Genomic DNA, 25311 nt, shown 5'->3' on the forward strand with positions numbered 1-25311 from the left:
CGGGAAAATCTTTGCCCCGGCTGNCCCGGGGCCGCGTACCTGCCCGGGGGGCCTATTTTCCGAAGGGGCACTTGGGCCATGTGCAGATCTTGCANCCCATGCAATAGCCGCCTTCGCCCATGCGCGCGGCCTCGGCGCGGGTGAAGGNCCGCCCGGCCAGCAGGCGCGGCAGCACGAGGTCCAGGAAAGTCGTCCTGGCAAAGAGCGCGCAGGCGGGCACACCCANGACCTGCATGTCGCCGCCCTGCTCCCCGGCGGGGATGCGCCCCACAAGGCTCATGGCCCCGGGCAGCACGGGCACGCCGTGCACCGCGTCGGTGAGGCCCGCNTCCATGAGCGCCTCGCGCGTCACGTCGTCCGGNTCCACGGACATGCCNCCCGTGGTGAGCAGAAGGTCCGCCCCGGCCTCGCGCATGGCCCCTATGGCCTCGAGCATCTTCGCGCGGTCGTCGGGCACGATGTCCGTNGCCACNACCTCGCAGCCGAGGGCCGCGAGCTTGGCGGAAATGACGGGGATGAAGCGGTCCTCGATGAGGCCCTGAAAGACTTCCGTGCCCGTCACGAGGATGCCCGCCTTCGCGCGCCGCATGGGGAGCACTTGGAAGAGCGGGCCGCCCGCCAGCGCCTCGAGCGCGCGGCCGAAATTGGCGCGGGAAATGAAGAGCGGGATAGCCCTTGTGCCCGCCACATTCGTCCCGGGGCTTATGCGCGCCCCGTCATGGCGCGAGGCGGCCATGACCTCGGGCACGAGGTTGAAGCGGAACAGCCGCTCCGTATCCACGCAGAAAACGCCGTCGATTTCGGCCTTGAAGTCGATCTTGCCCTCTTTGGGGGGAAGCGCGTAGGTGATGCCGGGGCCGGCCATGCGCCGGGCAAAGGCCTCGGCCGCCGCATTTTCGTGGACGGGCGCGTCCGCGCCGCCTTCCACGGCCTCGTCCACCACGGCCACGCGGAAGCGGCCCATCTTCTGCAAGCGGCAGACATCGCCCGCGTTGATGCGTTCCCCGGCCCGAAATTCCGGCCCCTTGAACTGGCCGGGCTCGATGCGCGTCATGTCGTGGGCCGCCGTCTTGCCGACAGCTTCCTCCACGGGCACCACGCGGATGCCCGGTTGGGGCACCTGCGCGGGGTGCTCAATGCCCGCCAGCGCCGTATAGGGGGCCTCGCCCTGGCAGCCCCGGCAGATGGGGCCGTCCTCCTTGGGATAGGCCTCGCCGCAGAGCGGGCAGCGGACAATGCCCTCGGCGTGACGCCGCCCGAGGAAGCGCGGGGCTATGCGCACGCGCTCTGCCTCGCAAATGCTGTCGGCGGCGGCGCGGATCTCCGCCTCAAGGCGGCGGGAATCCTGCTCGCACTTGGGTTTTTCCTTGAAGAACCAGGCGTGAAGTTCGGGGAATGCGGCCATTTTGTCCGCATCAAGGCTCACGCGCACGCCGTCGCCCGTGTGCTTGTCGAAGAGCGTCACGGCATAGCGGCCGAGGTCGAGCACCTTGAGGCGCTGGTTGCCCGTGCTACATGCGGTCAAAAGCTGCACCGCGTCCGGCAGGCACTTGGCGGATTCCACCACGGCCTCGAAGAGCGTGCCCTCGGGGAGCCGGCGCTTGCCGAACTCCACCATGTAGGCCCCCACGAGCACGCCGGGCGCGGCGTAGCCGTGAAAGTTCTCCGCGAGGGTGCGGAATTCCTCAAAGGTATAGGCCCCGATTTCCATGAACGGGCTCCCTCAGGCGCGCGGCTTCACGCGCCCGGCCGGGACGTGCAGCAGGTCATATGCGGCAGTGCTTATTGTATTTCAGGCGCGAAATAATTACAAGAGTGGAGTGCCACATTCTGGCGCGCATGCGCCAATTTCTGCGAAGTCATGGGGGAAAGGTGGAAATACGCTTCACGCCGATGTCCTGTCAGCAGGGGGAGGAGAAGGCGCTCGCGTCGGGGGACGTCGCAGCCGTGCACCACTTGGATGCGGCCTTCTGCGGGGCGGCCGCTGCGCTCGGCGCGGGCTGGACCCTGGCAGCCCCGGAAGCCCCCGGGGAGCCGCTTTTCCGGGTCGTGGGCCGCGCGTGGCTCGAGGATGCCGGGGGAGCAGCGCGTTCCTGCCCCATGCTCACGGCGCTCAAGCCCGTTGAGGGCGGAACAGCGCGCAGCTTCCTTGCGGATAAGCAGAGCTTCGCGGCGGCGTGGGTCACGCTGTCGGACAAGGGGGCCCGAGGCGCGCGCGCGGACGAGGCGGGCCCGCTCATCGGCCGCATGCTCGGGGAGGCGCTGCCCGTAGCCCTGTGCCGGGGCTATCTCTTGCCGGACGAGCCTGCGCTTTTGCGCGCCCTGCTCTCGGACCTCGCCCTGCATCAGGGCTATGACCTTGTGTGCACCACCGGGGGCACGGGCCTTTCCCCGCGTGACCGCACGCCCGAGGCCACGGAAAAGGTGCTGGACTACCTTGTGCCGGGCATGGCGCAGGCCATGATGCAGACGAGCCTCGCTGCCACGGCGCGCGCCATGCTTTCCCGCGCCGTGGCAGGCGTTGCCGGGCGCTGCCTCATCGTCAATTTGCCGGGCTCGCCCAAGGCCGTGCGCGAGAATCTTAGCGCGCTCCTGCCCGCGCTGCCCCATGCGCTCGCCAAGCTCGCGGGCGATGCGGCCGACTGCGGTGAGGGGTAAGGGAAAGGCGTGCCATGCCTCGGTGGGGCGCTTGTGCTGCCTGAGTAACGCCGAAAGTATCCGTCAAAAACAGCCTTTTAGCTTCCGGCTTCGTCAAAAAAAATTCCCTCGGTCGAGTACTTAAGTACACTCCCTTCGGAAATTATTTTCTTCCTCGCCGGAACCTAAAAATCTTATTTTTTAGGATTCTTCCGGCACTAGCCCCCGTCTTTCGCTTCGCTCCAGACGGAATTATGGAATGTCCGTCAACGATGCCGGATACCTGTACCTTCGGAATAGACTTTCTCACTCCACCGCCCGTTCAAAGCCCGGCGCGCGGAATTCGCCGCTCCTGCCGCCGTTCTTGTAGAGCAGGCGCACGCGGCTGATCACGATGTCGCGCTGCACGGCCTTGCACATGTCATAAATCACCGCCGCCGCCGTCTGCGCGGCCACGATGGCTTCCATTTCCACGCCGGTACGGCCGGTGCAGCGCGCTTCGGTCTCGATGCGCACCTGCGGCGGCGTGTCGCCAAGCTCGAAGCGCGCGTCCACGCTGTCGAGGGGCAAGGTGTGGCAGAGCGGGATGAGGCTCGCCGTGTTCTTGGCCGCGAGGATGGCCGCGATTTTCGCGCAGGCCAGCGCGTCCCCCTTGGGGAGCGCCTTTTCCCGCAATAGTTCGAGCGTGCGCGGGGCAAGCTCCACCACGGCCTCGGCCACGGCCACGCGGTTCGTCACGGGCTTTTGGCCCACATCCACCATGCGCGCGCGGCCTTCGTCGTCCAAATGAGTGAAGCCGGCCTGTTCCTTCTCTTTCATATGCCCTCCGAATTTTTCCCGCTCGCCCGGTGAGCGGCCGTAAGCGCCGTTGCGGCGAAAATCCGCCAGATTGCCATCCGCGTCAAGGCGGCATACCAAGGGGGAGCGGGCTTCACGAATACCGCGCAAGAGGAGGAACGCTGATGAACGTCGATGCGATGCTTGCGGAAATCAAGGGCCGCCCCGGCTTTGCTGAGCATGTGGGCATGCTGCTCGTGCATAACGGCGTGGTGCGCGGCTGGTCGCGCGCCGGGCACGAGGCGGTCTCGTCCGTCTCCATAACGCTTGACCGCGATAAACTCGAGGCCATCCGCCGCGAGGTTGAGGGCCGGCCGGGCATCTTCGCCGCCGCTTGCGAAGGCCGCGAGGGCACCTTCCAGCCCGGAGACGACATCCTGCTGCTGGTGGTAGCCGGCGACGTGCGCGAAAACGTGCGGGCGGCCATGGAGGAATTTCTGGAGCGCGCCAAGGGCGAGGCCGTAAGCAAGCAGGAGCACCTTGCCGACGGCCTCCCTGCGGAATAGCCAGGAGGAGCAGGCCCGGCAGCCTGTCTCACCGGCATTGTGGCGCCCGCAAGGGAGTTCTTTTGCTGTAAACCCCGGTTTCGCGCGCGCTACCTCTGTGCCGGCGCCCGGCGCTCCTGTTCCACGCCCCTCACAAGGCACTTGCAAGAGTTGCCGGACAGGTTTATGCGGATGCCTGCCCGGTCAAACGGGAATTTTTGGAACCTTATGGGGGAATTCTGATGTCGGCTCAGACAAACGGCCAGTTCGGCCAGGTATTGCGTTCGCAGGAGGGCGCGGCGGGCATCTCCCGCTGGTGGATCATCTGCCTCGCGGTGATTATGATCTTCGGCTTCACCATCCTGCTCACCATCACGGGCCTCGCCTTTGTGGAAAAACCGCCCATCCCGGCGCAGGTGACGGCTCCGGACGGCCGGCCGCTCTTCACGGCGCAGGAAATCAAGGAAGGCCAGGAGGTCTTTCTCGACAAGGGCCTCATGAGCAACGGCACGGTCTGGGGCCACGGCTCCTATCTCGGGCCCGACTTTCCGGCGCTCACCCTGCACCGCGTGGGCGAGGCCCAGGCCGACCTGCTTGCCCGTTCCATCCACGGCAAGCCCTTTGACAGCCTCACCGAGGAGCAGCGCGATGAAATCACGGCGCTGGTGCCCGGCAAGCTGCGCGTGAACCGCTATGACGCGAAAAGCGGCACCCTCACCTTCACGCCGGCCGAAGCCATCATCTTCGAGATGAGCCCGGCGCTCTGGCGCGAATACCTGGCGAGCCCGGTGAACAACGGCGGCCTCAAGGCCCACCTCATCACCGACCCGGAGGAATTGCGCAAGCTCTCCGCCTATTTCTCGTGGATGGCCTGGGCCAGCGTGGCGCCGCGCCCCGGCTCGGATGTGTCCTACACCAACAATTTCCCCTATGACCCGCTGGTGGGCAACCACACGCCCACGCTGGCCTTTATCTGGAGCGCGGCGAGCCTGCTCTTCCTTTTGGGCGGCATTGGCCTGGCACTCTTCGTGCTCGGGCGCAACCCCTCGTGGGACTGGACGCCGGCGGCGCAAAAGCTGCTCCCGGCGGTGCCGGGGCACCTCGTTTCCCCGAGCCAGGGGGCGCTCGTCAAGTTCGTCGTCGTGGTGGCGCTGCTTTTACTCACCCAGACGCTCGTGGGCGGCGGCGTGGCACACTTCAGGGCCGATCCGGGCAACTTCTACGGCTTTGACCTGAGCGTCATCTTCCCGAGTTCGCTTCTGCGCACCTGGCATTTGCAGCTCATGATCTTCTGGCTGGCCACGGGCTTCGTAGTGGGCGGCCTCTTCCTCTCGCGGGTGCTCGGCGGCAAGGAATATGACTGCGAGAAGAACCTCACCAACCTGCTTTTCGCGGCCTTCGCGGTGGTGATTTTCGGCAGCCTGCTCTGCGACTGGGGCGGCATGGTCGGCCTCTGGCCCAAGCTCACCTTCTGGCTTGGCAGCCAGGGCTGGGAATATCTTGAGATCGGCCGCTTCTGGCAGTTCCTGCTCATCGCGGGGCTGCTCGGCTGGTTCGTGCTCGTGGTGCGCAACGCGTGGCCCAGCCTGGAGAACCAGGCCACCCGCGCGCTGACCATCATGTTCCTCATCTCGGCCTTCACCATCCCCTTCTTCTATCTGCCCGCCATCTTCTACACGGGCGAGACGCACTACACCATCGTCGACACATGGCGCTTCTGGATCATCCACCTCTGGGTGGAGGGCTTCTTCGAGCTCTTCGCCACGGCCATGGTGGCGCTCATCTTCATCGAGCTCGGCCTCGTGACCAAGCAGATGGGCCTCCGCATGATCTTCCTCGACGGCATCCTCGTGCTCACGGGCGGCATCATCGGCACCGGCCATCACTGGTACTTCTCGGGCATGGGCTCCTTCAACATGACCATGTCCGGCTGCTTCTCGGCGCTGGAGCTCGTGCCGCTGGTGCTGCTCTGCATGGAGGCGGGCCGCTTCATCAAGACCACGGAAAACCCCTACGCCCAGGCCATGGCCCTGCGCTACCGCTGGCCCCTGCGCTTCATCATGAGCGTGGGCTTCTGGAACTTCGTGGGCGCGGGCGTGTTCGGCTTCCTCATCAACATGCCGGTGGTGAGCTATTTCGAGATCGGCACCTACCTGACGCCCAACCACGGCCACGCGGCCATGTTCGGCGTGTTCGGCCTGCTCTCGCTCTCGCTCTGCCTGCTCGTGCTGCGCCAGGCCAACAGCGATGAAAGCTGGGCGCATGTGGAAAAATACGTGCGCGTCTCCTTCTGGGGCTTCAACGTGGGCCTTCTGCTGATGCTCGTGCTCTCGCTGTTGCCGGCCGGCTTCCTCCAGCTCGGGGACGTGTTCGCCAACGGCTACTGGCACGCGCGCTCGCCCGAGTTCACGCAGAGCCCGCTCATGGCCTTCATCGGCTGGCTCAGGATGCCCGCTGACCTCATCTTCATCATCTTCGGCGCCATCCCCTTCTTTATCGCGGCCCTGAAGACGTGGAGCTTCTACATCCGTGAGGGCGCGCCCAAGGCTGCGGAGCCCGTGACGGAAAACGCCGGGGAGAGTGCGGAGGGGGCGAAGCAGGAAGCATAAAGAGCCGCTGCTTGCAGCGGAATAAGCCATAAAAACAGCGCGCATGGGGGAAACATCAAAATCCCCCATGCGCGCTGTTTTTTACGGAAAAAGCGGAGTTTCGCGGCGCTTGCCGGTCTTAGCCCCCAAGGGCGTTCATGGGGCGCTTCCCGCGCGGCGGGGCTGCGCCGGACTTCAGGAGGGTTTCGCCCAAGGGGCGGTCGAGGCAGGCCCGGTTGAGAACGCGGGCGATGCGCTCGTCAGGGAGGCCGGGCTTGTGGCGCAGCAGCCCGGCCAGGCGGTATTCGCGGCCGGAAAAAAGGCAGGTGCGCAGCGCCCCGTCGCTGGTCAGGCGCAGCCGGTTGCAGCGGCCGCAGGCATGGTCGCTGGCGGCGGCGATGAAGCCGATACGCCCCTGGCCCTTCTTGAGGGCGAACATCCGCGCGGGCCCGGGAATGGCCCCGGCCGGCGCTTCGGGCACGGGGATGAGGCGCACCCGGCTTTCCACCGCGGCCCGCACTTCCCCGATGGGCCAGAAGAGCTCTTCGCCGGTCTGCCCCCCGAGCGGCATGAGCTCGATGAAGCGTACATCCACGGGCATGGTCATGGCCGCATGGATGAAGTCGTCCAGCTGGCTGTCGGTCACGCCGCGCAACGCCACGGCGTTGATTTTAACACGCAGTCCGGCCCGCAGCAGCCCCTCCAGCGCGGCGAGCACCTTTGGCGCTTCGTCGCGGCCGGTGATGCGCGCGAAGAGCTCACGGTCGAAGGCGTCCAGCGAGAGGTTGACCGAGGAAACGCCAAGCGCGCGCAAGAGCGGGATATGCGGCGCAAGAAGGCTGCCGTTGCTGGTGACGGCCAGTGTGAGCTCCGGGAAGCGCTTGCGCAGCATGACGAGAAAGGCGTCGCAATCCTTGCGCATGAAGGGCTCGCCGCCGGTGACGCGCACCTTGCCGATGCCTGCCGCCACGGCGATGCCCACCACCCGCAGGATCTCCTCGTAGCGCAGGATGCGCTCGTGCGAGAGCGGGCGCTCTCTGTCAGGCTGCCGGCAATAGCTGCACTGGAAGTTGCAGCGATCAGTCACGGAAACGCGCAAATAGCGCGCGCTGCGTCCGTGTCTGTCGAGAAGCATTGGTTTCCTCGCTGGAGCGTTGGCAGAAAAAAGCAAAAAGTCGCCTTGACAGTCATAGGGGATTTTTGTGCCTTGGAAAAGGTACGAAAATGGTGTTTATTCGCCGCACTCCAATTCCTGCAGGCGCACAAGGTCGACAGCGGCGTTACAGTTGAGGAAATGGGGCGCGGCTGAAGGCGGATAGAGCACCCGCTGGAGCCGCTCCGGGGGAATCAGGCGGAAGAGGGAGCGTTCCCCGCGGGCGAGCCCGGCCTGCAGATACGGCAGCGCCGCCACCGCGTACACCCCGACGAGCATTTCCGCCCTGCCCGTGGCCGCGCTCGCGTAGACGGTGGCGAGGCTCCCGGGCTGCCCCTTGGCCTCCAGCAGGGCGACAAGCAGCTGCCGCGTCAGCAGAGGCAGGTCGCAGGCGAGGATGAGGACGCGCCGGGCCCCGTGCCCTTGCGCCGCATGAAGCGCCGCCGCCACGCCGCGGGCCGGCCCCTCCTCCTCCTCTTCATCCAAAAGGCATGGATAGCCGGCTCGCGGACAGGCCTGCGAGCAGCACACCCAGGCCGGGGCCACGAGGCCGGCCACAAGCCGCCAGGCGCGGGCGAGCAAAGTCTCGCCGGAAAGGGCGATTTCCGCCTTGTCCCTGCCCATGCGCGTGGAGCGGCCGCCGGCGAGCACGGCCCCGGCTGTTTTAGGCCACGCGCTTTCCAAGATTTCCACCCGTTCTCCTGAGAAGCACCTAGCCCACAGTCAGGATGACCGCGGCCGGGCTGAAGACGATACCGACTTTTTGCCCCGGCTCCCTGAGCCAGTCCACTTCACAGGCGGGGCGCACGGCGCAGGCGAGGAGCCCGCCGTCAAGGCTGATGAGGATTTCGGCAAAGCCGTCTTCGCGGCGCAGGGCGTCCACAATTCCCGGAAGCCGGTTGAGCTCTTCGGCCGCCGTGCCCGCGTTGGCCGCCGGATGCACCTCGATCCACAAGGCCTTGACCGCGCCGCTCACGATGACGCCCGGGGCGAGCCCCAGGGAACGGAGGCTGCGGCTCGTGATGCGCGCCCGCACCTCCAGCCCCGATGCCGTGGCAAAGGCCACGTCGGCCAAAAGCCCCATGGGGCGCACCCGGGTGACGCGCCCGCGAAAATGGTTGCGCGCGCTCGAGCGCGCATGCCCCTGGATGCGCTCGCGCAGGAGCGCTTTCGCCGCGTCCGCGTCAAAGCGCACGAGGCTTTTCTTTTCCGCCGCCTCCCTGCCGAGGAACATGTCCACCAGCGCGGGGGGGAGGCCGGCGGCCACGAGCTCAAGGCCCCGATGGCGGCGAAGCTCGCGCGCGGTGAAAAGCTCCGGTCCGAGGCCGCAGGCCCGGGCGCACTGGGCGAGGTTGCGGCGCACGCGGCTCGCATCGCACAGGAAGGGCAGGGGCAGCTCCCGTCCCTCCCAGCCGGCCCACACGGTGCCGAGCTTCCGCGCCACCGACGGGGAGAGCGGCACTTCCCGCGTCGTGCCTTCCCCGCTCCCGGGCACGCGCAGCAGGCCGCGCCCGAAATCAAGGGAGTCTCCGCGAAGCCGGAAAATCTCCACCAGCCTGAGGCCCGCATGGCGCAGCAGCATGAAGATGAACCAGAGCCGCACGCGCGGATGCCGGAGCCTCGGCTGCGCCTTGGCATAGAGCCTTTCCTCGAGCCACAGCTCCGCGGCCGCAAGACCGGCATCGGTGAGCCCGCGCGGGGGCGGGGCGCCCGGCGCGGGGCACGGAAGCTGTGGCGCAGCCGTCGGCACAATCTCCCTCGTTGCCGTTTCTCCCTCTCCGCCGTCATGAATCATGCGCTTCCCCTGCCGCATGGGCACGTCTTGGTCAAAAGTGTGCCCATGTTGCGCGGGCGCCGCAACGCGATACTATCAGCAAAAATCCATTTCCAGCAAGGAGAGCGCCATGAAAAAACCTGTGGAAAAAATTTGCCGCGTCGTCGCGGGCACCGTCCTTGCGGCGAGCGTTGCCGTCAATGCCGTGGCGGCGGAGATGACGGTCTCGGCGGCGGCCAGCCTCACGGACGCCTTTGGCGAGATGAAGACCCTCTTTGAAAAGGCGCATCCGGGCCTTGTGGTCAACACCAACTTTGCCGCCTCCAACCCGCTGCTCAAGCAGCTGGAGGAAGGGGCGCCTGCCGATATCTTCGCCTCCGCCGACCAGCAGACCATGGACAAGGCCGTGGCGGCCAAGGTGGTGGACCCGGCCACGCGGCGCAACTTCGCCCTCAATGACCTCGTTCTTATCGTGCCCAAGGGCGCCCAAAAGCCCGCGAGCCTTGAGGACCTGAAGGGCATGCAGCGCATCGCCATCGGCAACCCGGATTCCGTGCCCGCCGGGCGCTACACGCGCGACGCCCTCACGGCCGTCGGCCTGTGGGAGGCGCTGCTGCCGGAATGCGTCCTGGCGGCCAGCGTGCGCCAGGCGCTCGCCTATGTGGCGCGCGGCGAGGCCGACGCCGGCTTCGTCTACCGCACCGACGCCCAGCAGATGGGCAACAAGGTGGAGATCGCCCTGGTGGTCGGCGACCATGAGCCCGTGCTCTATCCCATAGCCGTGGCGACCACGGGCGCCAACCCCAAGGCCGGGCAGGAATTCATCGATTTCGTGCTCTCGCCCGAGGGCCAGCAGGTGCTCGCCCGCTACGGCTTCTCCAAGCCTTAAGAGCCAGAATGAACGATCCCCTTTCCAGTCTTGTGGTGGAGCCGCTCGGCATTTCCCTGCGCGTGGCCGGCGTGGCGACCCTTATCGCTTTCCTCACCGCCATCCTCGCCGCCTGGGGCCTTGCGCGGCGGCGCGGGCCGCTGCCCGCCGTGCTGGACGCGCTCTGCACCCTGCCGCTCGTGCTGCCCCCCACGGTGTTAGGTTATTATCTCATCCTGCTGGTGGGCCGGCGCGGGCTCTTCGGGCAGGCGCTGGCCGACATGGGCATCCAGCTCATGTTTTCCTGGCAGGGGGCGGTGGTGGCCGCCACGGTGGTCATTTTTCCGCTCATCTACAAATCCGCCCGCGCCGCGCTGGAAAGCGTGGACGCGCGCTATGAGGACGCGGCCCGCACCCTCGGCGCCGGCGAAGTGCGCGTCTTCCTGAGCGTTTCCCTGCCGCTCGCCTGGCGCGGCGTCTTCGCCGGGGTGATGCTGGCCTTTGCCCGCGGCATGGGCGAATTCGGCGCCACCCTGATGATCGCAGGCAACATCCCCGGCAAGACGCAGACCCTCGCGCTCGCCATTTATTCGGCCTTCCAGGCCGGGGAGGATATGCGCGCGGCCCTGCTCGCCCTCGTGACCTCTGCGCTGTGCGTGGGCCTGCTGGCCGGGGCGGAACTCTTGCTCAAATGGCGTTTGCGCTGATGCTTTCCGTCGACATCACAAAGCAGGTCTCACGCGGGCCCGCGCCCTTCCGGCTCACGGCCCGCTTCACCTTGCCGGAGGACTGCCGCAACGCCGTGTTTTTCGGGCCTTCGGGCTCGGGCAAGACCGTGACCATGCAGTGCATCGCGGGCCTCATGATGCCGGACAACGGCCGCATCGCCGTGGGGGAGACGGTCTTCTTTGACAGCCGGGAGGGCGTGCGACTGCCGGCGCGCAAGCGCAGGCTTGGCTATGTGCCGCAGGACTACGCCCTCTTCCCGCATCTCACCGTGCTCCAGAACGTGGCCTATGCCCATACCGGGCCCTTTGCCCGCCATGTGGGCAGGCGGGAGCGGGAGGAGGCCCGGGAGATGCTCGGGCGCTTCCGCATCGGCAACCTCGCCGGGCGGTATCCGCACGAGCTTTCCGGCGGCCAGCGCCAGCGGGCAGCGCTCGCGCGGGCGCTCAACGCGGCGCCGCGGCTGTTGCTCATGGATGAACCCTTCTCGGCGCTGGACGTGCCCTTGCGCGAGGCCCTGCGTGCGGAGATCCGGGAGCTTCTGGCGCAGCTCGTCATCCCGTCCATCATCATCACCCACGACCCGGCGGATGTGGAAGCCTTCGGCGGGGCGCGCGTCGTCTTCGCGGGCGGCCGCGCGTCCCTCGCGGCAGATGCGGGCGACGAGTGACTGTGTATGTGGCGCCCGGAAGGGCAGTTGCCCGGCGAGGCTTCTTCCCCCCGCGTTGCCTATTTCAGCGACACATTCTTCACGCCCAGATGAAAAGCAGCCTGGCGCGCGCCGTCTGGAAATCCGCCGGGGACTTGCTTATGCGCACCTCAGCTTCCGTGAGCCGGGCCTGCGCGTCGATGAGTTCGGTGATGGTGCCCACATTTATTCGACTTTTTGGGGATACTCTTCCAGAGCGCCGGCATAGGTCACTTTCTCGTTCGGCGCATAGCCAAGATACTGGTTCAACTGGATCTCACAGGTACGGATGGTGTTTTCCGTGAGTATCCGCTGTTCCCTGGCCTGCGCGAGCTCCACCTTGTTCTGCAGCACGTTCACATACGGCGCCACCCCCACATCCACAAAAGATTCCGCCGCTTCGAGCTGCGTGCGTATACGCCGGATGGATTCATGGACATAGCGCAAGTCGCGCCGCGACTGGAGCAGCAAAAAGAACTGGATCTGCACATTGACGATGAGCTCAAGTTCCGCCTGGCGCACTTCTTCAGCGACCCTCTCCTTTTCAATGAGCGAGCGCTGAAGGCCGTTCAGGTGCGCAAAACCCGCGAACAGGGAGAGACTGGCCCGCGCCCATGCCTCGCGGCTGCCGCAAGGTCGCGAGCTTCTGCAGGACGGAGGAACGCGGCCCGTAGAGCTAGATGCGGCCGCCCTCGTCCAGCACCAGTATCTCGTCCATGGCTGCCAGCACCGCGGGCTCGTGGGCCACGAGGATGACCGTTTTCCCCGCCAGGCGCAGCCGTTTCAGGCACTGCATGAGCCGTGCTTCCCCTCCTCGTCCAGGTTGGAATTGGGCTCGTCCAGCACCATCACGCAGGGCGCGCCGTACAGGGCGCGCGCAAGGCCGATGCGCTGGAGCTGCCCCCCCCGGAGAGCCCCTGTCCATAGTCCCGATGGGCGTGTCATAGCCCTTGGGCAGCTTGAGGACGAGCTCATGCACGCCGGCAAGCTGCGCGGCCCTGACCACCTGTTCCGCATCCACTTCGCCCATGCGGGCGATATTTTCCGCCACGGTCCCGGCGAAGAGGTCCACATCCTGCGGCAGATAGTCGAGATACGCGCCCAGCTTTTCCGAATCCCAGCTGCGGATGTCGGCGCCGTCAAGCTGGATCATGCCGGCCGACGCAGGCCAGATGCCCAGAAGGAGCTTGCAGAGCGTGGACTTGCCCGAGCCGCTCGGGCCGATGATGGCGAGCGCAGTGCCGGGGCGCACCCGGAAGGAAATATCCTTGAGAATGCCCGTCTCACCGAACGAAAATGCCATGTCCGCCACGGCCACGGCCCCGTGCGGCACGGCAGCGGCATGGCTTCCTGCGTCTGCGCGGCCTTGAGGGAGGCCACGATGCGCTTGTGCGCGCTCCTCGCCTCCAGCGATTGCTTGCAGGCCGCCATCGCCTGGTCGGTGGGGGCGAGCGCGCGGCCCATGATGATGGACGCCGCGATCATGATGGCCGCCTAGCTTTGGTGCGTGATGGCGAGGTAGGCGCCTACGGCGTAAATGACCACCTGAAGGCCGATGCGCGTGGACTTGCTGACGGAATGGATCAGCCCCACGCGGCGGCTCGCCCGCGTCTGCAGGCGCATCACCTGCGCATTGTGCCGGTGCCAACGGGCGCTGATGGCGTGCATCATGCCCATGGCCTTGAGCGCGGCGGCATTGCGCGCGGCGCCGGAAAGGAGGATTGCCGCGCGGCGGTCGGCCTCATTGGCCCCCTGAAGTTTCGGCCGGGCGATCTTTTGGGGGAGGACGCCAAAAGCCGCCACCAGCAGACCGCCGGCGAGGGCCCCCCCGCTCAAGGCCGGATACAGCACGAAGATGAGAACGAAATAGATGGGCATCCACGGAATATCAAAATAGGCAAAGACCGCATTGCTGCCAAGGAAGGCGCGCAAGATCTGCACATCGCGTATCTCGCCGCGGTCCGGCGCTTTTTGCAGGTCAGCGGCCGAGCGCAGCTCAAGTTAGAGGATGGACGAGCTCAGGCGCTGCTCAAATTCCACGCCTGCCCTGCTGAGCAGCCGCGAGCGTATCCATTCGAGCACGGCCAGCGCCATGAGCGCAATGACGGCCGCAAAGGTGATGACATACAGCGTGGAGGCGTTGTAGCTGGTGAGAACCCGGTCATAGGCCTGCAACATGTAGATGGAAAACGTGAGCTGCAAGATATGGATGAACATACTGAAAACAAGAGCATATACAAAGTAGCGACGGCAAAGGGCGAGGAATTCGTGCATTGGTGTGTTCTTATATATTCACGCTATATAATTATCTGCATAAAATATTTCTCTTGATTTTAAAATCTCATGAATAATAAAGTATATAAAATTGGATTTTTCGTAATAGTTTTATAAGAATACCCTATAATATCTTTTTACGAAATTTATATATGTTTCTTATATATCTTTTTTTAAATGGATATCCATGTCTTTTGTATTGACGGATAGTTGGTAAAGGCTGAACGGGACACGTAGATGATGTACTACATACATTATTCTCTTTTTCATAAATATTATACTCGTATTTACATAAATATAAATCAAGGAGATCCGCTCCGAGATGATATATATAATACCACATGGCAGGTACAACAATAAATATAGTTACCAATCCAATAAAAATATAGTATAATGTATAGTCCAAGGGTGTTATATCTCTTAATAGCACTAAATGTTCCCTATTGGTTGGGATGCATGTAATAAGTGATAATATTGCTAGTAATCCAGAAAATAGTATACTAAAGGGTGCTGTTTCAGCAATCAATAATTGACGCTTGGCTTTCAAATATATCCGTCTTTTTTCCCTGTAGCCCCATAGGCAAGAAGTTGTAGGGGTAGTAGACTCTTTAATATCGAAATAGTTGTCTTTTGCAATTTTCTTATACTTAAGTACAAAATACTCGAGTATGGCAACAACAAGTGCAGTATATATGATTCCTTCTAAGCGTGAAATATCAAAATTTATAGCGGCATAATACAATATAGGATAGCCTATAGCAAAAATAAGGCTACTGAGAACCATAAATGGAATACATCCCCACGAATCAAAATCTACTTCTGCTTCAAAAATCTTTCTATCAAAATTTTTATCCATAAAAAAACTCCTTCTATTGCTTAATGAGAATAACTACCTGTGCATTGATATAAATTATATCTACCACGAGTTTGACTTGCTTCAAAAATCATGCTGCAGAGTGTGGCTTAGTATGGAAGATTCCCTCATGCGGACGGGCCGAAAACTTCAGTCCGAATAGTGTTAGCGCTGAAGCCCACACACTTTTTTCACTCATTATGATTTATTTGTCAATGCGTATAAATAACTGGGTTGGCTCGGCGATGGAACCCACACCGCTGACTCTCGATCCCCGCACCGTGATCTTCACACAGGCTGCATCGTGGGGCCTGTTATTGGTAAAATAGATGGCCGCGCGCCAGTACCCGGCGCGATATTGCCCGGCCTCGGTATTCCCATACGGCGTGGAGTTTTCAAACACCCACTCCATGGCCAGGCCCTGGGCGCGGCTGGCGATCCAGGGATTGAGCTGGGCCGGGTCGTCCGGGTCGGGCAATGGCCCCGGCGTTCCGCCACCCTGCGGCGGCGTCCAGGGGGTAGAGGGATTGTCGGGAGCAGGGATGCCCCAGGGGTCAGCGGGCGAACCCGGGTCATGCGTCGGCGCCCAGCCCGGTACCACGAGCCAGGGCTTGATGATTTCGGCCGCGGCATGGTTGGGGCCCGGGAGGACGACGTTGGGATTATAGCGCGGGTCGTCCGGCGTGCTGATGATAGGCTCGCCCGTGCCGTGCGGATTCCCGATGACGATGTTGGGCAGGCGGCCGCCCGTTCCCGGGGGCGTCCAGCCCGGATTGAAGCCGGTATCTTCCGCCCGTCGCCGATGCCGTTGCGGATGATGACCGAAGTGTTGTTGTCGTAGCTGTATTCGCCATCCGCGCCCTTGCGGTTGACGAAGCTGGGCGAGGTCGGGTCCGTGGAATCCCAGCGGCTCGCCGTCTTGTCCACGGTCATGGCGCCATAGGTGAGCATGCCGGAACTGGGATAGTCCGCCGTTTGGGGCATGCCGGGCAGGCGCTGGAACTCCACGTGCACCGTGACCTCGCCCGTGGCCGGGTCGATGGCCGCGTTGCTCACCGGGATCTTGCAGTAACGGATGAACTGCTGGTTGCCGCCCGCATCCGTAAAAATGTGGGTGTAGATGGCATTGCTGTCCGTTTCGGTCACATTGCCCCCGCCATGCGGGCGATAATAGTCGCTGCCGCAATGGAAGGCGAAGTTGGGCACCATCTCCACGAGCACATAATGGTCTTCCGTGGCATCCATGTCATGAAAATCCACGGCGAGCTCAAAGGAACTGACGCTGTCCTTCACGTTCCTGAGCGAGAAGTGCTTGGCCGGTACATTGGTTTCCGCGCTGAGGAAGGCGGCCCGGTTGGCCACGGCGTCGATGCGGATGACCTTGTCCTCGCCGAGATAGCGCTTGTAGCCCCCGAGCGTGCGCCCGGGGCTGTACTGGGAGGCCACGATCTCGTAGCTGAAGCGGTAGTCCGCGTCGGTGTGGGCGGCGATGCCCTCGGGGGCATTTTCCTGATGCGCCTCGGTATAGGCCTCATTGGACGGGATGAAGACGAGCACGAAACCCTTCCGGCCTTCCGTGGTCTCGCCCATCACGACGCGATAGGCGGAAAGGGCCTCGTCGGCGCCGGAAGCCATGCGGCCGGCCCACACGGTGACCGGGAGATAGTAAAAATCGCCCCGGCCCTGAGTGGGCGCGCTTTCCGTCAGTGTGAAGGAATACACATGCTCCGGCACGGTGAGCTGCCAGCCCGTGCCGAAATCGCGCCCACTCTCCGCATCCTCAGCAGAAGCGCCGGGTGCACCGGGGAGGGCTGCACCTTGTCTGCGGGCGGCCTGTGCATGACATAGGCGGGCACGCGCTGATGGTCCGCCGGGCGGTCATTTTCAAACACAAAGCCCCGGAAGTTCACCTCGCCGAAATCCAGCGCGTCCCAGTACACATAGGCGCCCTGGGCGGCAACGGCGATGGCGATGTTGTTTTCCATGACCACAAGGCCCGGGACATGCTTTTCGAGCTGTCGGTCAAAGGGCAGTTCATCGTTGACGATGTTCCAGTCCGCATCATACTGGCGCACGGCTTCCACATCTTCCGTGGAAATGGCAGCAAAGTGCAGGGCCGTACCTTCGGCGGCACATTCGCGCGTCTGGTAGGCCACATCCAGCTGAATGCCGTCCATCCGCTCGAGCGTGGCGCCGCCCATGAGTTCGGCAAGGAGCCGTCCACCGGGAGCTTCATGAACATGTGCGGGCGCCCGTCATCCGCCGTGACGAGCTGTTACAGGCTTGTAGTTGGCGGGGCCGTCGCTGCTGTAATGCGTGACCGGGAGGGTGACGCTGCGCCCTTCGAACATCAGCGTAACGGCGTCGGGGTAATAGCCGTCCTGGATCTCCAGCAGGAGGAAGTGGGCTTCGGCGCCGTCGGCAGTGTCTTCAAAAGAACCTTCGCCCGAGATATGCAGGACGCCGCCCGCGAGGACGGGATCATCGCTGTTGTGATCAACGGTGAAGCCGCCCGGGCCGGAAAGGTCCACAGGCAGCCATTGGGAATGGGCCGCGGGATCTATGTTGATGGTAAGTTTGCCATCAGGCGCGACAGTAATGCTGTATGTATTGCCGAAAGTGTCTTCAATAACAGTGCCGTCGGTCAGCGCTGGCCATTGCCCGTGTAAAATGTGCCGGTGCTTCCCGTTGGCTCCGAGGCTGGGGCAAAGGAAAAGGAGGCAAAATAGCCGTCATTATAGGCCATTTCCTCGCCCTTCTTGTCCAGCCCGGGCTCGAGCCAGACAAAGCTGGCCGCACCCAAAGGAGAGGCTGACGCCTCACCGCCATAGCCGCCTTTCACATGCTTGGCATTGTCATTGCCCTCGGGAAGCCAGCCATAATTGAAATGTACGCTGGAGGAAATCTCCTGCTTGTTGACCTTGCCGCCGTAATCGACCGACCCCTCGGGGGAAGTGGCGTCGCCGCCATGGTTGTGGCCATAGCCGTTGCCATTGCCATGCTGCCCGTGCGAGGGATCTGTGCAGACATGGCCCCCGGTGCTTGCGCCGGCGGCAGTGTCTTGCGCGGGCGTTTCTGAACGTGCAGCAACAGGGTCGCTGGCGGCGTCCGCTTCCATGAGATCAGGCGTCAGGTCAGACCTGGCATCCTCGCGCGGTATTCGCGGTTCAGCTCAATGAAGTCGGATCCAATTTCCCCAGATTTCTTTCCGGCGGCAGGGCGGAACTTCTTGGAGGGTAACAAGATTTTTGCGAATTATTGCATTTCCTATTTTCACTGTAAATATTTTCCTATAATCTTTTTGTTGCTAACCTATTGGATCCAAAAGTTAATCACTTTCCTTCAGCCGGCGGCAAACATTTTCCGCCCTCTGCTTTCGCCGTATGCAGTGCGTGCTCAAAATCTCTCCACGCCTCCGCCCCCACTCCCCATCACGTGAAGGCACTCTGGTCCGCCGCCAGCGAAGTCCGCTGCCCGCACCAAAACAGAGACACATCCGCAAACATCGTTGCCCCGAAAACATTTGACAGCCTTTTTTTAATCTGGGACGCTGGATGTGGCACAGGTGGGCGCCAGCCCGCAGCGTGTCTCTCTACTGCGTTTTTCCCGGCAACGAGCGAAATCTCCGTAAGCACATGTTCCGCGGCTGGAGCGGGGCAGCACTTCACTTCAGGATGGAAGGGGCATGCAGGTATAACTGGTCTGAACAACTGGCAGGAAAAAGTGGAGGATACTATGGGACAGGCTGAACCCGTGCGCACGACTCCGATAAAGCAGTTTCTTCCCGTTCTGCTCTGTTTTTTCGCCATGGGCTTTGTGGATCTGGTGGGCATTGCATCAAATTATGTGCAAAAAGATCTGGCCCTGCCTGATTCACAGGCAAATATGTTTCCCTCTCTGGTGTTTTTCTGGTTTCTCATTTTTTCCGTTCCCGTCAGCATGCTCATGAACCGCATCGGGCGCCGGCGCACGGTGCTGGTGAGCCTCATCATCACCTTTGTCTCCCTGCTCATCCCGCTGTTTGGCAGCTCCTTCGGGGTCATGCTGGCGGCATTTTCCCTGCTGGGCATCGGCAATGCCTTCATGCAGACCTCGCTCAATCCTCTGGTAAGCAATATCGTCAACCCAAAAAAGCTGCCGAGCGCGCTCACTTTCGGCCAGTTCATCAAGGCCATTGCGTCCTTCATGGCGCCCATCCTCGCCATGTGGGGCGCCACCGCCGTCATTCCTTCTTTCGGCCTGGGCTGGCGCGCGCTGTTCCTCATCTATGCCTGCGTCTCGCTGCTCGCCATGCTCTGGCTCGGCGCAACGCCCATTGCCGAGGAAAAGGCAGACAAGGTCTCCGGCTTTCGTGAGTGCCTTGTGCTGCTCGGCAAGGGCCTCGTCATTCTCTCTTTCATCGGCATCATGTGCCATGTGGGCATCGACGTGGGCACCAACACCACGGCGCCCCGTATCCTGATGGAGCGCTGCGGCCTCGCCCTTGAGGATGCCGGCATCGCCACGAGCGTCTATTTTATCTTCAGGACCCTGGGCTGCCTTGTGGGCGCTGGCGCACTGCAAAAGATGGCGGCCAGGCTCTTCTTCCTTATCAGTGCGTCCATGCTGGCACTGGGGCTTCTCGGCCTTTTCTTTGTGGATGGCCGCATCGCCATCTACATCTGCATCGGCATGATTGGCTTTGGCAACAGCAACATCTTTTCCATCATCCTCGCCCAGACGCTTTTGCGTTTGCCTGATGAGGCCAACGAAGTCTCGGGCCTCATGATCATGGGCCTTTTTGGCGGCACGCTTTTCCCGCTGGCCATGGGATTCGCCAGCGACATGCTGGCCAGCCAGACCGGCGCCATCCTCGTCATGGCGGCGGGGGCCGTCTATCTGCTGTGTTATACGATGGTGATCCGCTCACAAAACGTATAAAAAGGGAGAGACTGTCATGCAGATGACCAATGATGACATCGTTGTGGGCATTGGCGAAGCCCTGTGGGACATCCTTCCTGACGGCAAGAAACTTGGCGGAGCGCCGGCCAATTTCGCTTATCACTGCGCCCGTTGCGGCCTCGATTCCTGGGCCGTCAGCGCCATCGGGGAGGACAAGCTCGGCGAGGAGATCGCGGAGCAGTTGAGCGAAAAGAAAGTCAACTATATCATGGAGATGGTCCCCTACCCCACCGGTACCGTGCAGGTCGAGCTGTCGCCCACGGGTGTGCCCACCTATGAGATCAAGTCAGGCGTGGCCTGGGACAACCTGCCCTTTACCCCGCGCATCGAGGAGCTCGCGCGCAAGACCCGCGCCGTCAGCTTTGGCTCGCTGGCGCAGCGCAGCGTGGTGACGCGCAACACCATCGACGCCTTTCTGGACGCCATGCCGCAGGATAATGACCGCTTCATCGTCTTCGACGTGAACCTGCGGCAGAATTTTTATACGCCGGAATGCCTTGAAAGCTCCATGGAACGCTGCAATATCCTGAAAATCAATGATGAGGAGCTCATCGCCGTGAGCCGCATGTTCGGCTATCCCGGCATTGATTTGAAAGACAAATGCTGGCTCCTGCTTGGGCGCCATAATCTCAAGGTGCTGGTGCTCACCTGCGGCGTCAATGGGAGTTATGTCTTTACGCCCGGGCACGTTTCCTTCCTCCCGACGCCGAACGTGCAGGTCGCGGACACCATCGGCGCCGGGGATTCCTTCTCTGCGGTCTTTGTTTCGAGCCTGCTCAAAGGCTGTTCGGTGCCCAGGGCGCATCACAATGCGGTGTATTATTCCGCCTTTGTCTGCACCCAACATGGTGCCATGCCCGAATATCCCGAGAGCCTGAAGGAACAGGTCTCTGTGCTGCCCTGACGCGGTGAGCATTTTTGGAGGAGGGGGGGAAAACGGCCCGACCTCTGCGAGGCATAAAGAAAGCCTCCCGCTAGCGGGAGGCTTTCTTTATGCAGAGGGCACGGTATGGGACATTTGGAGCCCGAGCTTTCAGAGCGTGCAAGGGCGCCGGTACAGGCGAGTCTCCATACAATTTTTTGGGGGCGCCCTGCGGGAAGCCGAAGCGCGATGTGCCGCAAGATAACGGAGACGGGAAACTCCATTCCGCCATTTTTGTCGGGATGAGGGTGATGTCGCGTTCCGCGCCGCGCCCGGTTGCGGAGCACCAGGCTTTCCTGACTTTTATTTGCCAGTGATCATGCTGCGTACCGTGCCATCGAAACGCAACTCCTCCATCCCCACTTCATGCCGGGCAATGACCGTGCCCACAGCCGTTTTCAGGGTCTTCAAGTCGCGAACGGTGAGGCGTTCAACATCAAAATCATTTTTCTCGGCAATTTGCAGCAGCGTGAAGGGGCAGCAGGGAAATCCCTGTGAGAGCAGGGTCAGTTTTTCCGCATCGTCCCGGGTCATCACGCATTCAATGTCCCCATCACGGGAAAACTCATTGCTGATGCTGTGAACGGCGACGCCATATCTGTAGGTGAAACGGGTCGAAACGCGCCCCAGCGGCCCCCAGCCATCGGCAACCTTGGCTAGCGCATTCTGGCTGGAATTGACTATGCCCTTGACGAAGCAGACTGCCTGCTCCAGATCCTGAAGTTTCAGCGGTTCGGCAGAGATGGCGTCGCCAACGGTGTGATAGTTGCCACAGCGCAGCTCAGGAACGATCTTTTCGCCCGCGACGGAATACCCCTTGATCGATGCGCGTATCCAGAGTGTCTTGGCCATGCCCGTCCTCCGATTACAGGGTTTGCCCTATTCCCAGCCTATCGTGCCAGAAAATCAACTTCAAGCGGTTTTGCCGACGCACGGGTGACTGGCCTGGCTGGCTGTGCCGTTCAAATCCATAGAACATACATCTCTGCCCCGGTCGCGCCACCAGATTCATCGGCTGGCCCGCAAGAGGTATAAGGCGCTGATAGCGAGTTTTTTGGTTCGTAAACGGGCCGTTTCTCAAGGGGTGAATGCCGGGGCAGGAACAGTCCCGGCAGCTTGCCACGCCGCGCGGCCTGTATTAAAGTGCGCCGTCCGCATTCGACATTTCGTCCACAAGGAATCGCCATGCCCGCCCGCGCCATGACTTCCCTGTTTTCTGCTCCTGTGCGCAAGCCCACGGCCGTCCGCGCGCTGCTCTGCATGCTGGCGCTGGCCCTCTGCGGCTGCCAGTTCCCGTTCGGCGCCAAGCGCGCTGTCGCGCCCGAGCCCGTAGCCCCGCCGCAGCCTGCCTGCGTGGTGCTGGCGCTGCCGGCCTCGGGCCCTTATGCGGCCATCGCCACCAAAATCAAGCGCGGCGCCGAGGCCGCCCGGCAGGAACTCACGGGCGCCGGCGCGGCCTTGCGGCTCGAGACCGTCAATACCGAGGCCCCGGACTGGCTGACCACGCTGGCCGCGCTCCCCCCCTCCTGCGCGGTTGTGGGCGGGCCTTTGCGCGACGCGGCCTACGTACAGGCGCAGAAAGCCGGCGCCCTTGAGCAGCGCGCCTTTTTCGCCTTCGTGCCGAACCTCAAGTCCGGCGAGGAAGGCGCCCGGGCCTGGCGCTTTTTCCCGAGCCCGCAGGACCAGGTCGACGCCCTCGTGGCCTTTGCCACGGATGACCTTGGCATCCGCTCCTACGGCACCTTCCACCCGGGCGACGCCTATGCCACGCGCATGACCGGCATCCTCGCGCAAAACCTCGCAAAACGGCATATCCCGCTGCGCCAGGCCTCCTACAACGCGGCCGACCCGACCTCGTGGAGCGACGCGGCGCAGCCGCTCATCAATCCTGTGGTGGCCGAGGGCAGCTCGACCCCGGTGCCGCAGACGGAATTTGAAGCGCTCTTCCTGCCCGACTCCTGGAAAAACGTCGACATGATCACCCAGAGCCTGCTCTACAACGGCGAGGACCGCCTGGTGCTCCTCGGCACCACCCTCTGGGAGCAGGGCCTTTCGGGCAGGCAGGTGCCGCGCGCGGAAAATTTCGCCCTGGCGGTCTTTCCCGGCGCATGGAACGCGCAGCACGCGCCCGGCGCCCTCAAGGGCCAGGGCCATGATTTCTGGACCGCGCTTGGCTATGATTTCGTCAATTTCGCCACGGCGCTCGCCCTGGAATCGCGCCTCTCCACGCCGCAGATCACGGCCATGGCGCAGCGTGCGGCCACCGCGGTGCGCGGCATGGCGCCCCTCACCTATGATGACGCGGGCGTGGCCCACCAGAAGCTCTATCTCTTCCAGGTCTCGCCCTCGGGCATGAAGCCCCTCGATGCGGCGCAGTTCCGCGATACGCGCGCGGCCGTGCTCGAGCGCGCCGCCCTGCGCATGCAGGGCCTCCCCAGCGTGGACGCCCAGGGCAATCCGCTGGTGCCGGGCGCTCCGGGCGCGCCGGCAACGCCCGCGCTTACCACCGGCGAGCCGGGCGCGCTGCCCGCCGCCACACCCGTCGCCGCGCCCGCGGCAACGCCCGGGGCGCCGGTGCTCGATACCACCCCCCGCCCCTCCTACAAGCTGCGTCTGCCCGGCAGCCGCTGATCCAGAGAGGATAGCATGACACAGGAACAGCCGCGGCAGGTGAGCCGCGAAGAAGTGCGCCACATGGCCGAGCTTTCCCGCCTGGCCGTGACCGAAGAGGAAGAACGCCTGTTCGCGCGCCAGTTCAGCGGCATTCTCGCCCACATGGACCTGCTCTCAAAGGTAAATACGCAAGGCGTGGAGCCGCTGTACAGCCCGCTCGCCCATGCGGCCGCCACGCGGCCCGACCAAGCCCTGCGCGTGCGCACGCGCGCGGAAGTGCTTGCTAATTCGCCTAAGCCCAATACCGAATATTTCGTGGTGCCCCGCATCGTGTAGTCTCCCCCTGAAGTATCGCGCCATCTCCCGCAGGACATTTCCATGACGACTGACATCTGCTCAATGACGCTCACCGAGGCGGCCGCCGCGCTGCAAAAGAAGGAACTCACGGCCCGAGCGGCGGTGCGCGCCTGCCTTGACCGCATCGCGGCCACGGAACCCGCTATCGGCGCCCTGCTCCACGTGGATGCGGACGGCGCCCTCGCCCGCGCCGAGGAGCTGGACGCGCAGGGCCCCCGTGCCGACCAGCCCCTGTGGGGCGTGCCCGTGACCGTCAAGGACGCCCTCTCGACGAAGGGCATCCCCACCACGGCGGCCTCGCGCATCCTCGAAAACTTCGTGCCTTTTTATGACGCCTTCGTGGTGGAGCGCCTGCGCAAGGCGGGCGCCATCCTGCTCGGCAAGGCCAACATGGACGAGTTCGCCATGGGCTCCTCCACGGAAAATTCCGCCTTCAAGCCCACCCGCAACCCGTGGAACACGGGCCGCGTGCCCGGGGGCTCGTCCGGCGGCTCGGCCGCCTCCGTGGCCGCGCGCCAGTGCTTCGCCTCCCTGGGCTCCGATACGGGCGGCTCCATCCGCCAGCCCGCCGCCTTTTGCGGCTGCGTGGGCCTCAAGCCCACCTACGGGCGCGTGTCGCGCTACGGCCTCTTCGCCTTCGCCTCCTCGCTGGACCAGGTGGGCCCGCTCACGCGCACGGTGGAAGACTGCGGCCGCGTGCTCACGGTCATCGCCGGCCATGACCCGCGCGACACGACTTCCGAGCCCAAGCCGGACGAGGACTTCACCCTGGCCATACGCCATGCGGGCAAGAGCCTCGCCGGCGTGCGTCTCGGCGTCCCGCGGGACTTTTTCGGCGAGGGACTGGCAGACGAGGTGCGCGAGGCCTGCGAGGCCGCCCTTGAACGCGCGCGCGAGCTCGGGGCCGAGCTCGTGGACGTGGAGCTGCCCCCTACGGACATCGCCAGCGCCACCTACTACATCATCGCCATGGCCGAGGCGAGCTCCAACCTCGCGCGCTATGACGGCGTGCGCTACGGGCGGCGCGCGCCCGATGTGCATACGCTGGACGAGCTCTATGTGGAATCGCGCAGCCAGGGCTTCGGCGAGGAGGTCAAGCGGCGCATCATGCTCGGCTCCTATGTACTCTCCTCGGGCTATTATGACGCCTATTTCCGCAAGGCCGCGCAAACGCGCCGCCTCATCCGCGACGCATGGTGCGCCGTGCTCGAGGGCTGCGACGCCATCGCCACGCCCGTGGCCCCGGTGACGGCCTGGCCGCTGGGGAGCCACGCCACCAACCCGCTCCAGGCCTACCTCATGGACGCCTACACCATCCCGGTCAACCTTGCCGGGCTGCCCGGCCTGTCGCTGCCCGTGGGCCTTGGCAGTGAAAGCGGGATGCCCGTGGGCCTCCAGCTCATCGGCAAGGCCTTTGACGAGAGCACCTTGTTGCGCGTGGGGCATGTGGTGGAGCAGGCGCTGCCGCGTATCGGCTCGCCCGGCATCCCCGCCAGTCACTAAGGGCGACCGGCCCCGGTACGGTCGCGCACAGCCCGGTCAGCAAAAAGGCCCCTCGCGGGGGCCTTTTTGCACGGGAAGCTGTAACCATCGGC

General features: G+C 63.5%; 28 protein-coding genes. 12 read left to right on the forward strand and 16 right to left on the reverse strand.

What is annotated here, in order from left to right; translation table 11 throughout:
• Window positions 1-52: 52 nt before the first annotated feature.
• Window positions 53-1711 carry an FmdE family protein gene (locus tag HDR50_RS06100; protein WP_291356897.1) on the reverse strand — a complete coding sequence of 553 codons (1659 nt, stop codon included), beginning with the start codon at window positions 1709-1711 and terminating at the stop codon, window positions 53-55.
• A gap of 236 nt (window positions 1712-1947) precedes the next feature.
• On the opposite strand from HDR50_RS06100, the gene HDR50_RS06105 reads away from it, so the two are divergent.
• Window positions 1948-2658 (forward strand): MogA/MoaB family molybdenum cofactor biosynthesis protein, encoded by a 711-nt coding sequence (locus HDR50_RS06105; RefSeq protein WP_291356900.1) that lies wholly within the window; start codon window positions 1948-1950, stop codon window positions 2656-2658.
• Between the two features lie 285 nt (window positions 2659-2943).
• On the opposite strand, the gene moaC is transcribed toward HDR50_RS06105, so the two are convergent.
• On the reverse strand, window positions 2944-3456 hold the full coding sequence (gene moaC, locus HDR50_RS06110; protein WP_291356902.1) for a cyclic pyranopterin monophosphate synthase MoaC: 513 nt from the start codon (window positions 3454-3456) through the stop codon (window positions 2944-2946).
• Window positions 3457-3599: 143 nt separating this feature from the next.
• On the opposite strand from moaC, the gene HDR50_RS06115 reads away from it, so the two are divergent.
• A complete protein-coding gene (locus tag HDR50_RS06115) occupies window positions 3600-3980 on the forward strand; it encodes a molybdenum cofactor biosynthesis protein MoaE (RefSeq protein ID WP_291356903.1) in 381 nt (126 codons plus the stop codon).
• Window positions 3981-4201: 221 nt separating this feature from the next.
• Window positions 4202-6568, forward strand: coding sequence for a cbb3-type cytochrome c oxidase subunit I (locus HDR50_RS06120; RefSeq protein ID WP_291356905.1), 2367 nt, complete (start codon window positions 4202-4204; stop codon window positions 6566-6568).
• A gap of 118 nt (window positions 6569-6686) precedes the next feature.
• On the opposite strand, the gene moaA is transcribed toward HDR50_RS06120, so the two are convergent.
• From moaA to HDR50_RS06135, 3 genes are all read right to left on the reverse strand, one after another.
• On the reverse strand, window positions 6687-7682 hold the full coding sequence (moaA, locus tag HDR50_RS06125; protein WP_291356908.1) for a GTP 3',8-cyclase MoaA: 996 nt from the start codon (window positions 7680-7682) through the stop codon (window positions 6687-6689).
• Between the two features lie 96 nt (window positions 7683-7778).
• Window positions 7779-8393 carry a molybdenum cofactor guanylyltransferase gene (locus HDR50_RS06130; RefSeq protein WP_291356910.1) on the reverse strand — a complete coding sequence of 205 codons (615 nt, stop codon included), beginning with the start codon at window positions 8391-8393 and terminating at the stop codon, window positions 7779-7781.
• 19 nt (window positions 8394-8412) lie between these two features.
• Window positions 8413-9450 (reverse strand): TOBE domain-containing protein, encoded by a 1038-nt coding sequence (locus HDR50_RS06135; RefSeq protein WP_291356912.1) that lies wholly within the window; start codon window positions 9448-9450, stop codon window positions 8413-8415.
• 154 nt (window positions 9451-9604) lie between these two features.
• On the opposite strand from HDR50_RS06135, the gene modA reads away from it, so the two are divergent.
• From modA to HDR50_RS06150, 3 genes are read left to right on the forward strand one after another with little or no spacing between them, the layout of a single operon-like run.
• Window positions 9605-10363, forward strand: coding sequence for a molybdate ABC transporter substrate-binding protein (gene modA, locus HDR50_RS06140; RefSeq protein WP_291356914.1), 759 nt, complete (start codon window positions 9605-9607; stop codon window positions 10361-10363).
• A gap of 8 nt (window positions 10364-10371) precedes the next feature.
• Entirely contained in the window at window positions 10372-11049 is a 678-nt protein-coding gene (gene modB / locus HDR50_RS06145; protein WP_291356917.1) for a molybdate ABC transporter permease subunit, read from the forward strand.
• Window positions 11049-11738, forward strand: a complete 690-nt coding sequence (locus HDR50_RS06150; protein WP_291356919.1) for an ATP-binding cassette domain-containing protein — start codon at window positions 11049-11051, stop codon at window positions 11736-11738. The genes modB and HDR50_RS06150 overlap by 1 nt, the downstream gene beginning before the upstream one ends.
• 79 nt (window positions 11739-11817) lie before the next feature.
• Here the strand turns inward: HDR50_RS06150 and HDR50_RS06155 are convergent, their stop codons facing one another.
• From HDR50_RS06155 to HDR50_RS06165, 3 genes are all read right to left on the reverse strand, one after another.
• On the reverse strand, window positions 11818-11940 hold the full coding sequence (locus HDR50_RS06155; RefSeq protein WP_291356921.1) for a hypothetical protein: 123 nt from the start codon (window positions 11938-11940) through the stop codon (window positions 11818-11820).
• A 2-nt stretch (window positions 11941-11942) separates the two neighbouring features.
• On the reverse strand, window positions 11943-12350 hold the full coding sequence (locus HDR50_RS06160) for a TolC family protein (RefSeq protein WP_291357224.1): 408 nt from the start codon (window positions 12348-12350) through the stop codon (window positions 11943-11945).
• A gap of 82 nt (window positions 12351-12432) precedes the next feature.
• Window positions 12433-13089, reverse strand: a complete 657-nt coding sequence (locus HDR50_RS06165; RefSeq protein ID WP_291356923.1) for an ATP-binding cassette domain-containing protein — start codon at window positions 13087-13089, stop codon at window positions 12433-12435.
• 9 nt (window positions 13090-13098) lie between these two features.
• Here HDR50_RS06165 and HDR50_RS06170 point away from each other — a divergent pair, with 9 nt between their 5' ends.
• The gene (locus tag HDR50_RS06170; protein WP_291356925.1) at window positions 13099-13254 is read left to right on the forward strand and encodes a hypothetical protein; all 156 of its coding nucleotides are present in this window, start codon (window positions 13099-13101) and stop codon (window positions 13252-13254) included.
• Here HDR50_RS06170 and HDR50_RS06175 read toward each other — a convergent pair.
• The 7 genes from HDR50_RS06175 to HDR50_RS06205 form a co-directional block, all read right to left on the reverse strand.
• The gene (locus HDR50_RS06175; protein ID WP_291356927.1) at window positions 13251-13697 is read right to left on the reverse strand and encodes a hypothetical protein; all 447 of its coding nucleotides are present in this window, start codon (window positions 13695-13697) and stop codon (window positions 13251-13253) included. The genes HDR50_RS06170 and HDR50_RS06175 overlap by 4 nt on opposite strands.
• 60 nt (window positions 13698-13757) lie before the next feature.
• Window positions 13758-13973 (reverse strand): hypothetical protein, encoded by a 216-nt coding sequence (locus tag HDR50_RS06180; protein ID WP_291356930.1) that lies wholly within the window; start codon window positions 13971-13973, stop codon window positions 13758-13760.
• A gap of 181 nt (window positions 13974-14154) precedes the next feature.
• Window positions 14155-14886, reverse strand: a complete 732-nt coding sequence (locus HDR50_RS06185) for a hypothetical protein (RefSeq protein ID WP_291356932.1) — start codon at window positions 14884-14886, stop codon at window positions 14155-14157.
• A 285-nt stretch (window positions 14887-15171) separates the two neighbouring features.
• A complete protein-coding gene (locus HDR50_RS06190) occupies window positions 15172-16617 on the reverse strand; it encodes a hypothetical protein (protein WP_291356934.1) in 1446 nt (481 codons plus the stop codon).
• Window positions 16587-17084: a hypothetical protein gene (locus tag HDR50_RS06195; RefSeq protein ID WP_291356935.1), complete on the reverse strand. Its 498-nt coding sequence runs from the start codon at window positions 17082-17084 to the stop codon at window positions 16587-16589. The genes HDR50_RS06190 and HDR50_RS06195 overlap by 31 nt, the downstream gene beginning before the upstream one ends.
• A gap of 54 nt (window positions 17085-17138) precedes the next feature.
• The gene (locus tag HDR50_RS06200; RefSeq protein WP_291356937.1) at window positions 17139-17414 is read right to left on the reverse strand and encodes a hypothetical protein; all 276 of its coding nucleotides are present in this window, start codon (window positions 17412-17414) and stop codon (window positions 17139-17141) included.
• Window positions 17415-17527: 113 nt separating this feature from the next.
• Window positions 17528-18001 carry a hypothetical protein gene (locus HDR50_RS06205; RefSeq protein ID WP_291356939.1) on the reverse strand — a complete coding sequence of 158 codons (474 nt, stop codon included), beginning with the start codon at window positions 17999-18001 and terminating at the stop codon, window positions 17528-17530.
• A gap of 617 nt (window positions 18002-18618) precedes the next feature.
• On the opposite strand from HDR50_RS06205, the gene HDR50_RS06210 reads away from it, so the two are divergent.
• Window positions 18619-19803, forward strand: coding sequence for an MFS transporter (locus HDR50_RS06210; RefSeq protein ID WP_365817004.1), 1185 nt, complete (start codon window positions 18619-18621; stop codon window positions 19801-19803).
• A gap of 16 nt (window positions 19804-19819) precedes the next feature.
• Window positions 19820-20728 (forward strand): carbohydrate kinase, encoded by a 909-nt coding sequence (locus tag HDR50_RS06215; RefSeq protein WP_291356941.1) that lies wholly within the window; start codon window positions 19820-19822, stop codon window positions 20726-20728.
• Window positions 20729-21049: 321 nt separating this feature from the next.
• Here the strand turns inward: HDR50_RS06215 and HDR50_RS06220 are convergent, their stop codons facing one another.
• A complete protein-coding gene (locus HDR50_RS06220; protein WP_291356943.1) occupies window positions 21050-21598 on the reverse strand; it encodes a hypothetical protein in 549 nt (182 codons plus the stop codon).
• 333 nt (window positions 21599-21931) lie between these two features.
• Here HDR50_RS06220 and HDR50_RS06225 point away from each other — a divergent pair, with 333 nt between their 5' ends.
• Genes HDR50_RS06225 through gatA form a run of 3 tightly spaced genes read left to right on the forward strand, consistent with a single transcriptional unit; the run spans window position 21932 to window position 25219 of the window.
• Entirely contained in the window at window positions 21932-23377 is a 1446-nt protein-coding gene (locus tag HDR50_RS06225; protein ID WP_291356944.1) for a hypothetical protein, read from the forward strand.
• A 15-nt stretch (window positions 23378-23392) separates the two neighbouring features.
• Window positions 23393-23695 (forward strand): Asp-tRNA(Asn)/Glu-tRNA(Gln) amidotransferase subunit GatC, encoded by a 303-nt coding sequence (gene gatC / locus HDR50_RS06230; RefSeq protein WP_291356946.1) that lies wholly within the window; start codon window positions 23393-23395, stop codon window positions 23693-23695.
• 42 nt (window positions 23696-23737) lie between these two features.
• On the forward strand, window positions 23738-25219 hold the full coding sequence (gatA, locus tag HDR50_RS06235; RefSeq protein WP_291356948.1) for an Asp-tRNA(Asn)/Glu-tRNA(Gln) amidotransferase subunit GatA: 1482 nt from the start codon (window positions 23738-23740) through the stop codon (window positions 25217-25219).
• Window positions 25220-25311: the final 92 nt, after the last annotated feature.

Origin of the sequence: Desulfovibrio sp. (assembly GCF_014803725.1) — a bacterium.
In the GTDB taxonomy this organism is placed as follows: Bacteria; Desulfobacterota; Desulfovibrionia; order Desulfovibrionales; family Desulfovibrionaceae; genus Desulfovibrio.

Coding starts and splice junctions, on each gene's coding strand:
- moaC (WP_291356902.1), bottom strand. CDS start 3,456: ATGAAAGAGAAGGAACAGGCCGGCTTCACTCATTTGGACGACGAAGGC.
- HDR50_RS06115 (WP_291356903.1), top strand. CDS start 3,600: ATGAACGTCGATGCGATGCTTGCGGAAATCAAGGGCCGCCCCGGCTTT.
- HDR50_RS06120 (WP_291356905.1), top strand. CDS start 4,202: ATGTCGGCTCAGACAAACGGCCAGTTCGGCCAGGTATTGCGTTCGCAG.
- moaA (WP_291356908.1), bottom strand. CDS start 7,682: ATGCTTCTCGACAGACACGGACGCAGCGCGCGCTATTTGCGCGTTTCC.
- modA (WP_291356914.1), top strand. CDS start 9,605: ATGAAAAAACCTGTGGAAAAAATTTGCCGCGTCGTCGCGGGCACCGTC.
- modB (WP_291356917.1), top strand. CDS start 10,372: ATGAACGATCCCCTTTCCAGTCTTGTGGTGGAGCCGCTCGGCATTTCC.
- HDR50_RS06150 (WP_291356919.1), top strand. CDS start 11,049: ATGCTTTCCGTCGACATCACAAAGCAGGTCTCACGCGGGCCCGCGCCC.
- HDR50_RS06170 (WP_291356925.1), top strand. CDS start 13,099: ATGGCTTCCTGCGTCTGCGCGGCCTTGAGGGAGGCCACGATGCGCTTG.
- HDR50_RS06180 (WP_291356930.1), bottom strand. CDS start 13,973: ATGTTCATCCATATCTTGCAGCTCACGTTTTCCATCTACATGTTGCAG.
- HDR50_RS06185 (WP_291356932.1), bottom strand. CDS start 14,886: ATGGATAAAAATTTTGATAGAAAGATTTTTGAAGCAGAAGTAGATTTT.
- HDR50_RS06195 (WP_291356935.1), bottom strand. CDS start 17,084: ATGGGCGGCGCCACGCTCGAGCGGATGGACGGCATTCAGCTGGATGTG.
- HDR50_RS06205 (WP_291356939.1), bottom strand. CDS start 18,001: ATGGAAGCGGACGCCGCCAGCGACCCTGTTGCTGCACGTTCAGAAACG.
- HDR50_RS06210 (WP_365817004.1), top strand. CDS start 18,619: ATGGGACAGGCTGAACCCGTGCGCACGACTCCGATAAAGCAGTTTCTT.
- HDR50_RS06215 (WP_291356941.1), top strand. CDS start 19,820: ATGCAGATGACCAATGATGACATCGTTGTGGGCATTGGCGAAGCCCTG.
- HDR50_RS06220 (WP_291356943.1), bottom strand. CDS start 21,598: ATGGCCAAGACACTCTGGATACGCGCATCGATCAAGGGGTATTCCGTC.
- HDR50_RS06225 (WP_291356944.1), top strand. CDS start 21,932: ATGCCCGCCCGCGCCATGACTTCCCTGTTTTCTGCTCCTGTGCGCAAG.
- gatC (WP_291356946.1), top strand. CDS start 23,393: ATGACACAGGAACAGCCGCGGCAGGTGAGCCGCGAAGAAGTGCGCCAC.
- gatA (WP_291356948.1), top strand. CDS start 23,738: ATGACGACTGACATCTGCTCAATGACGCTCACCGAGGCGGCCGCCGCG.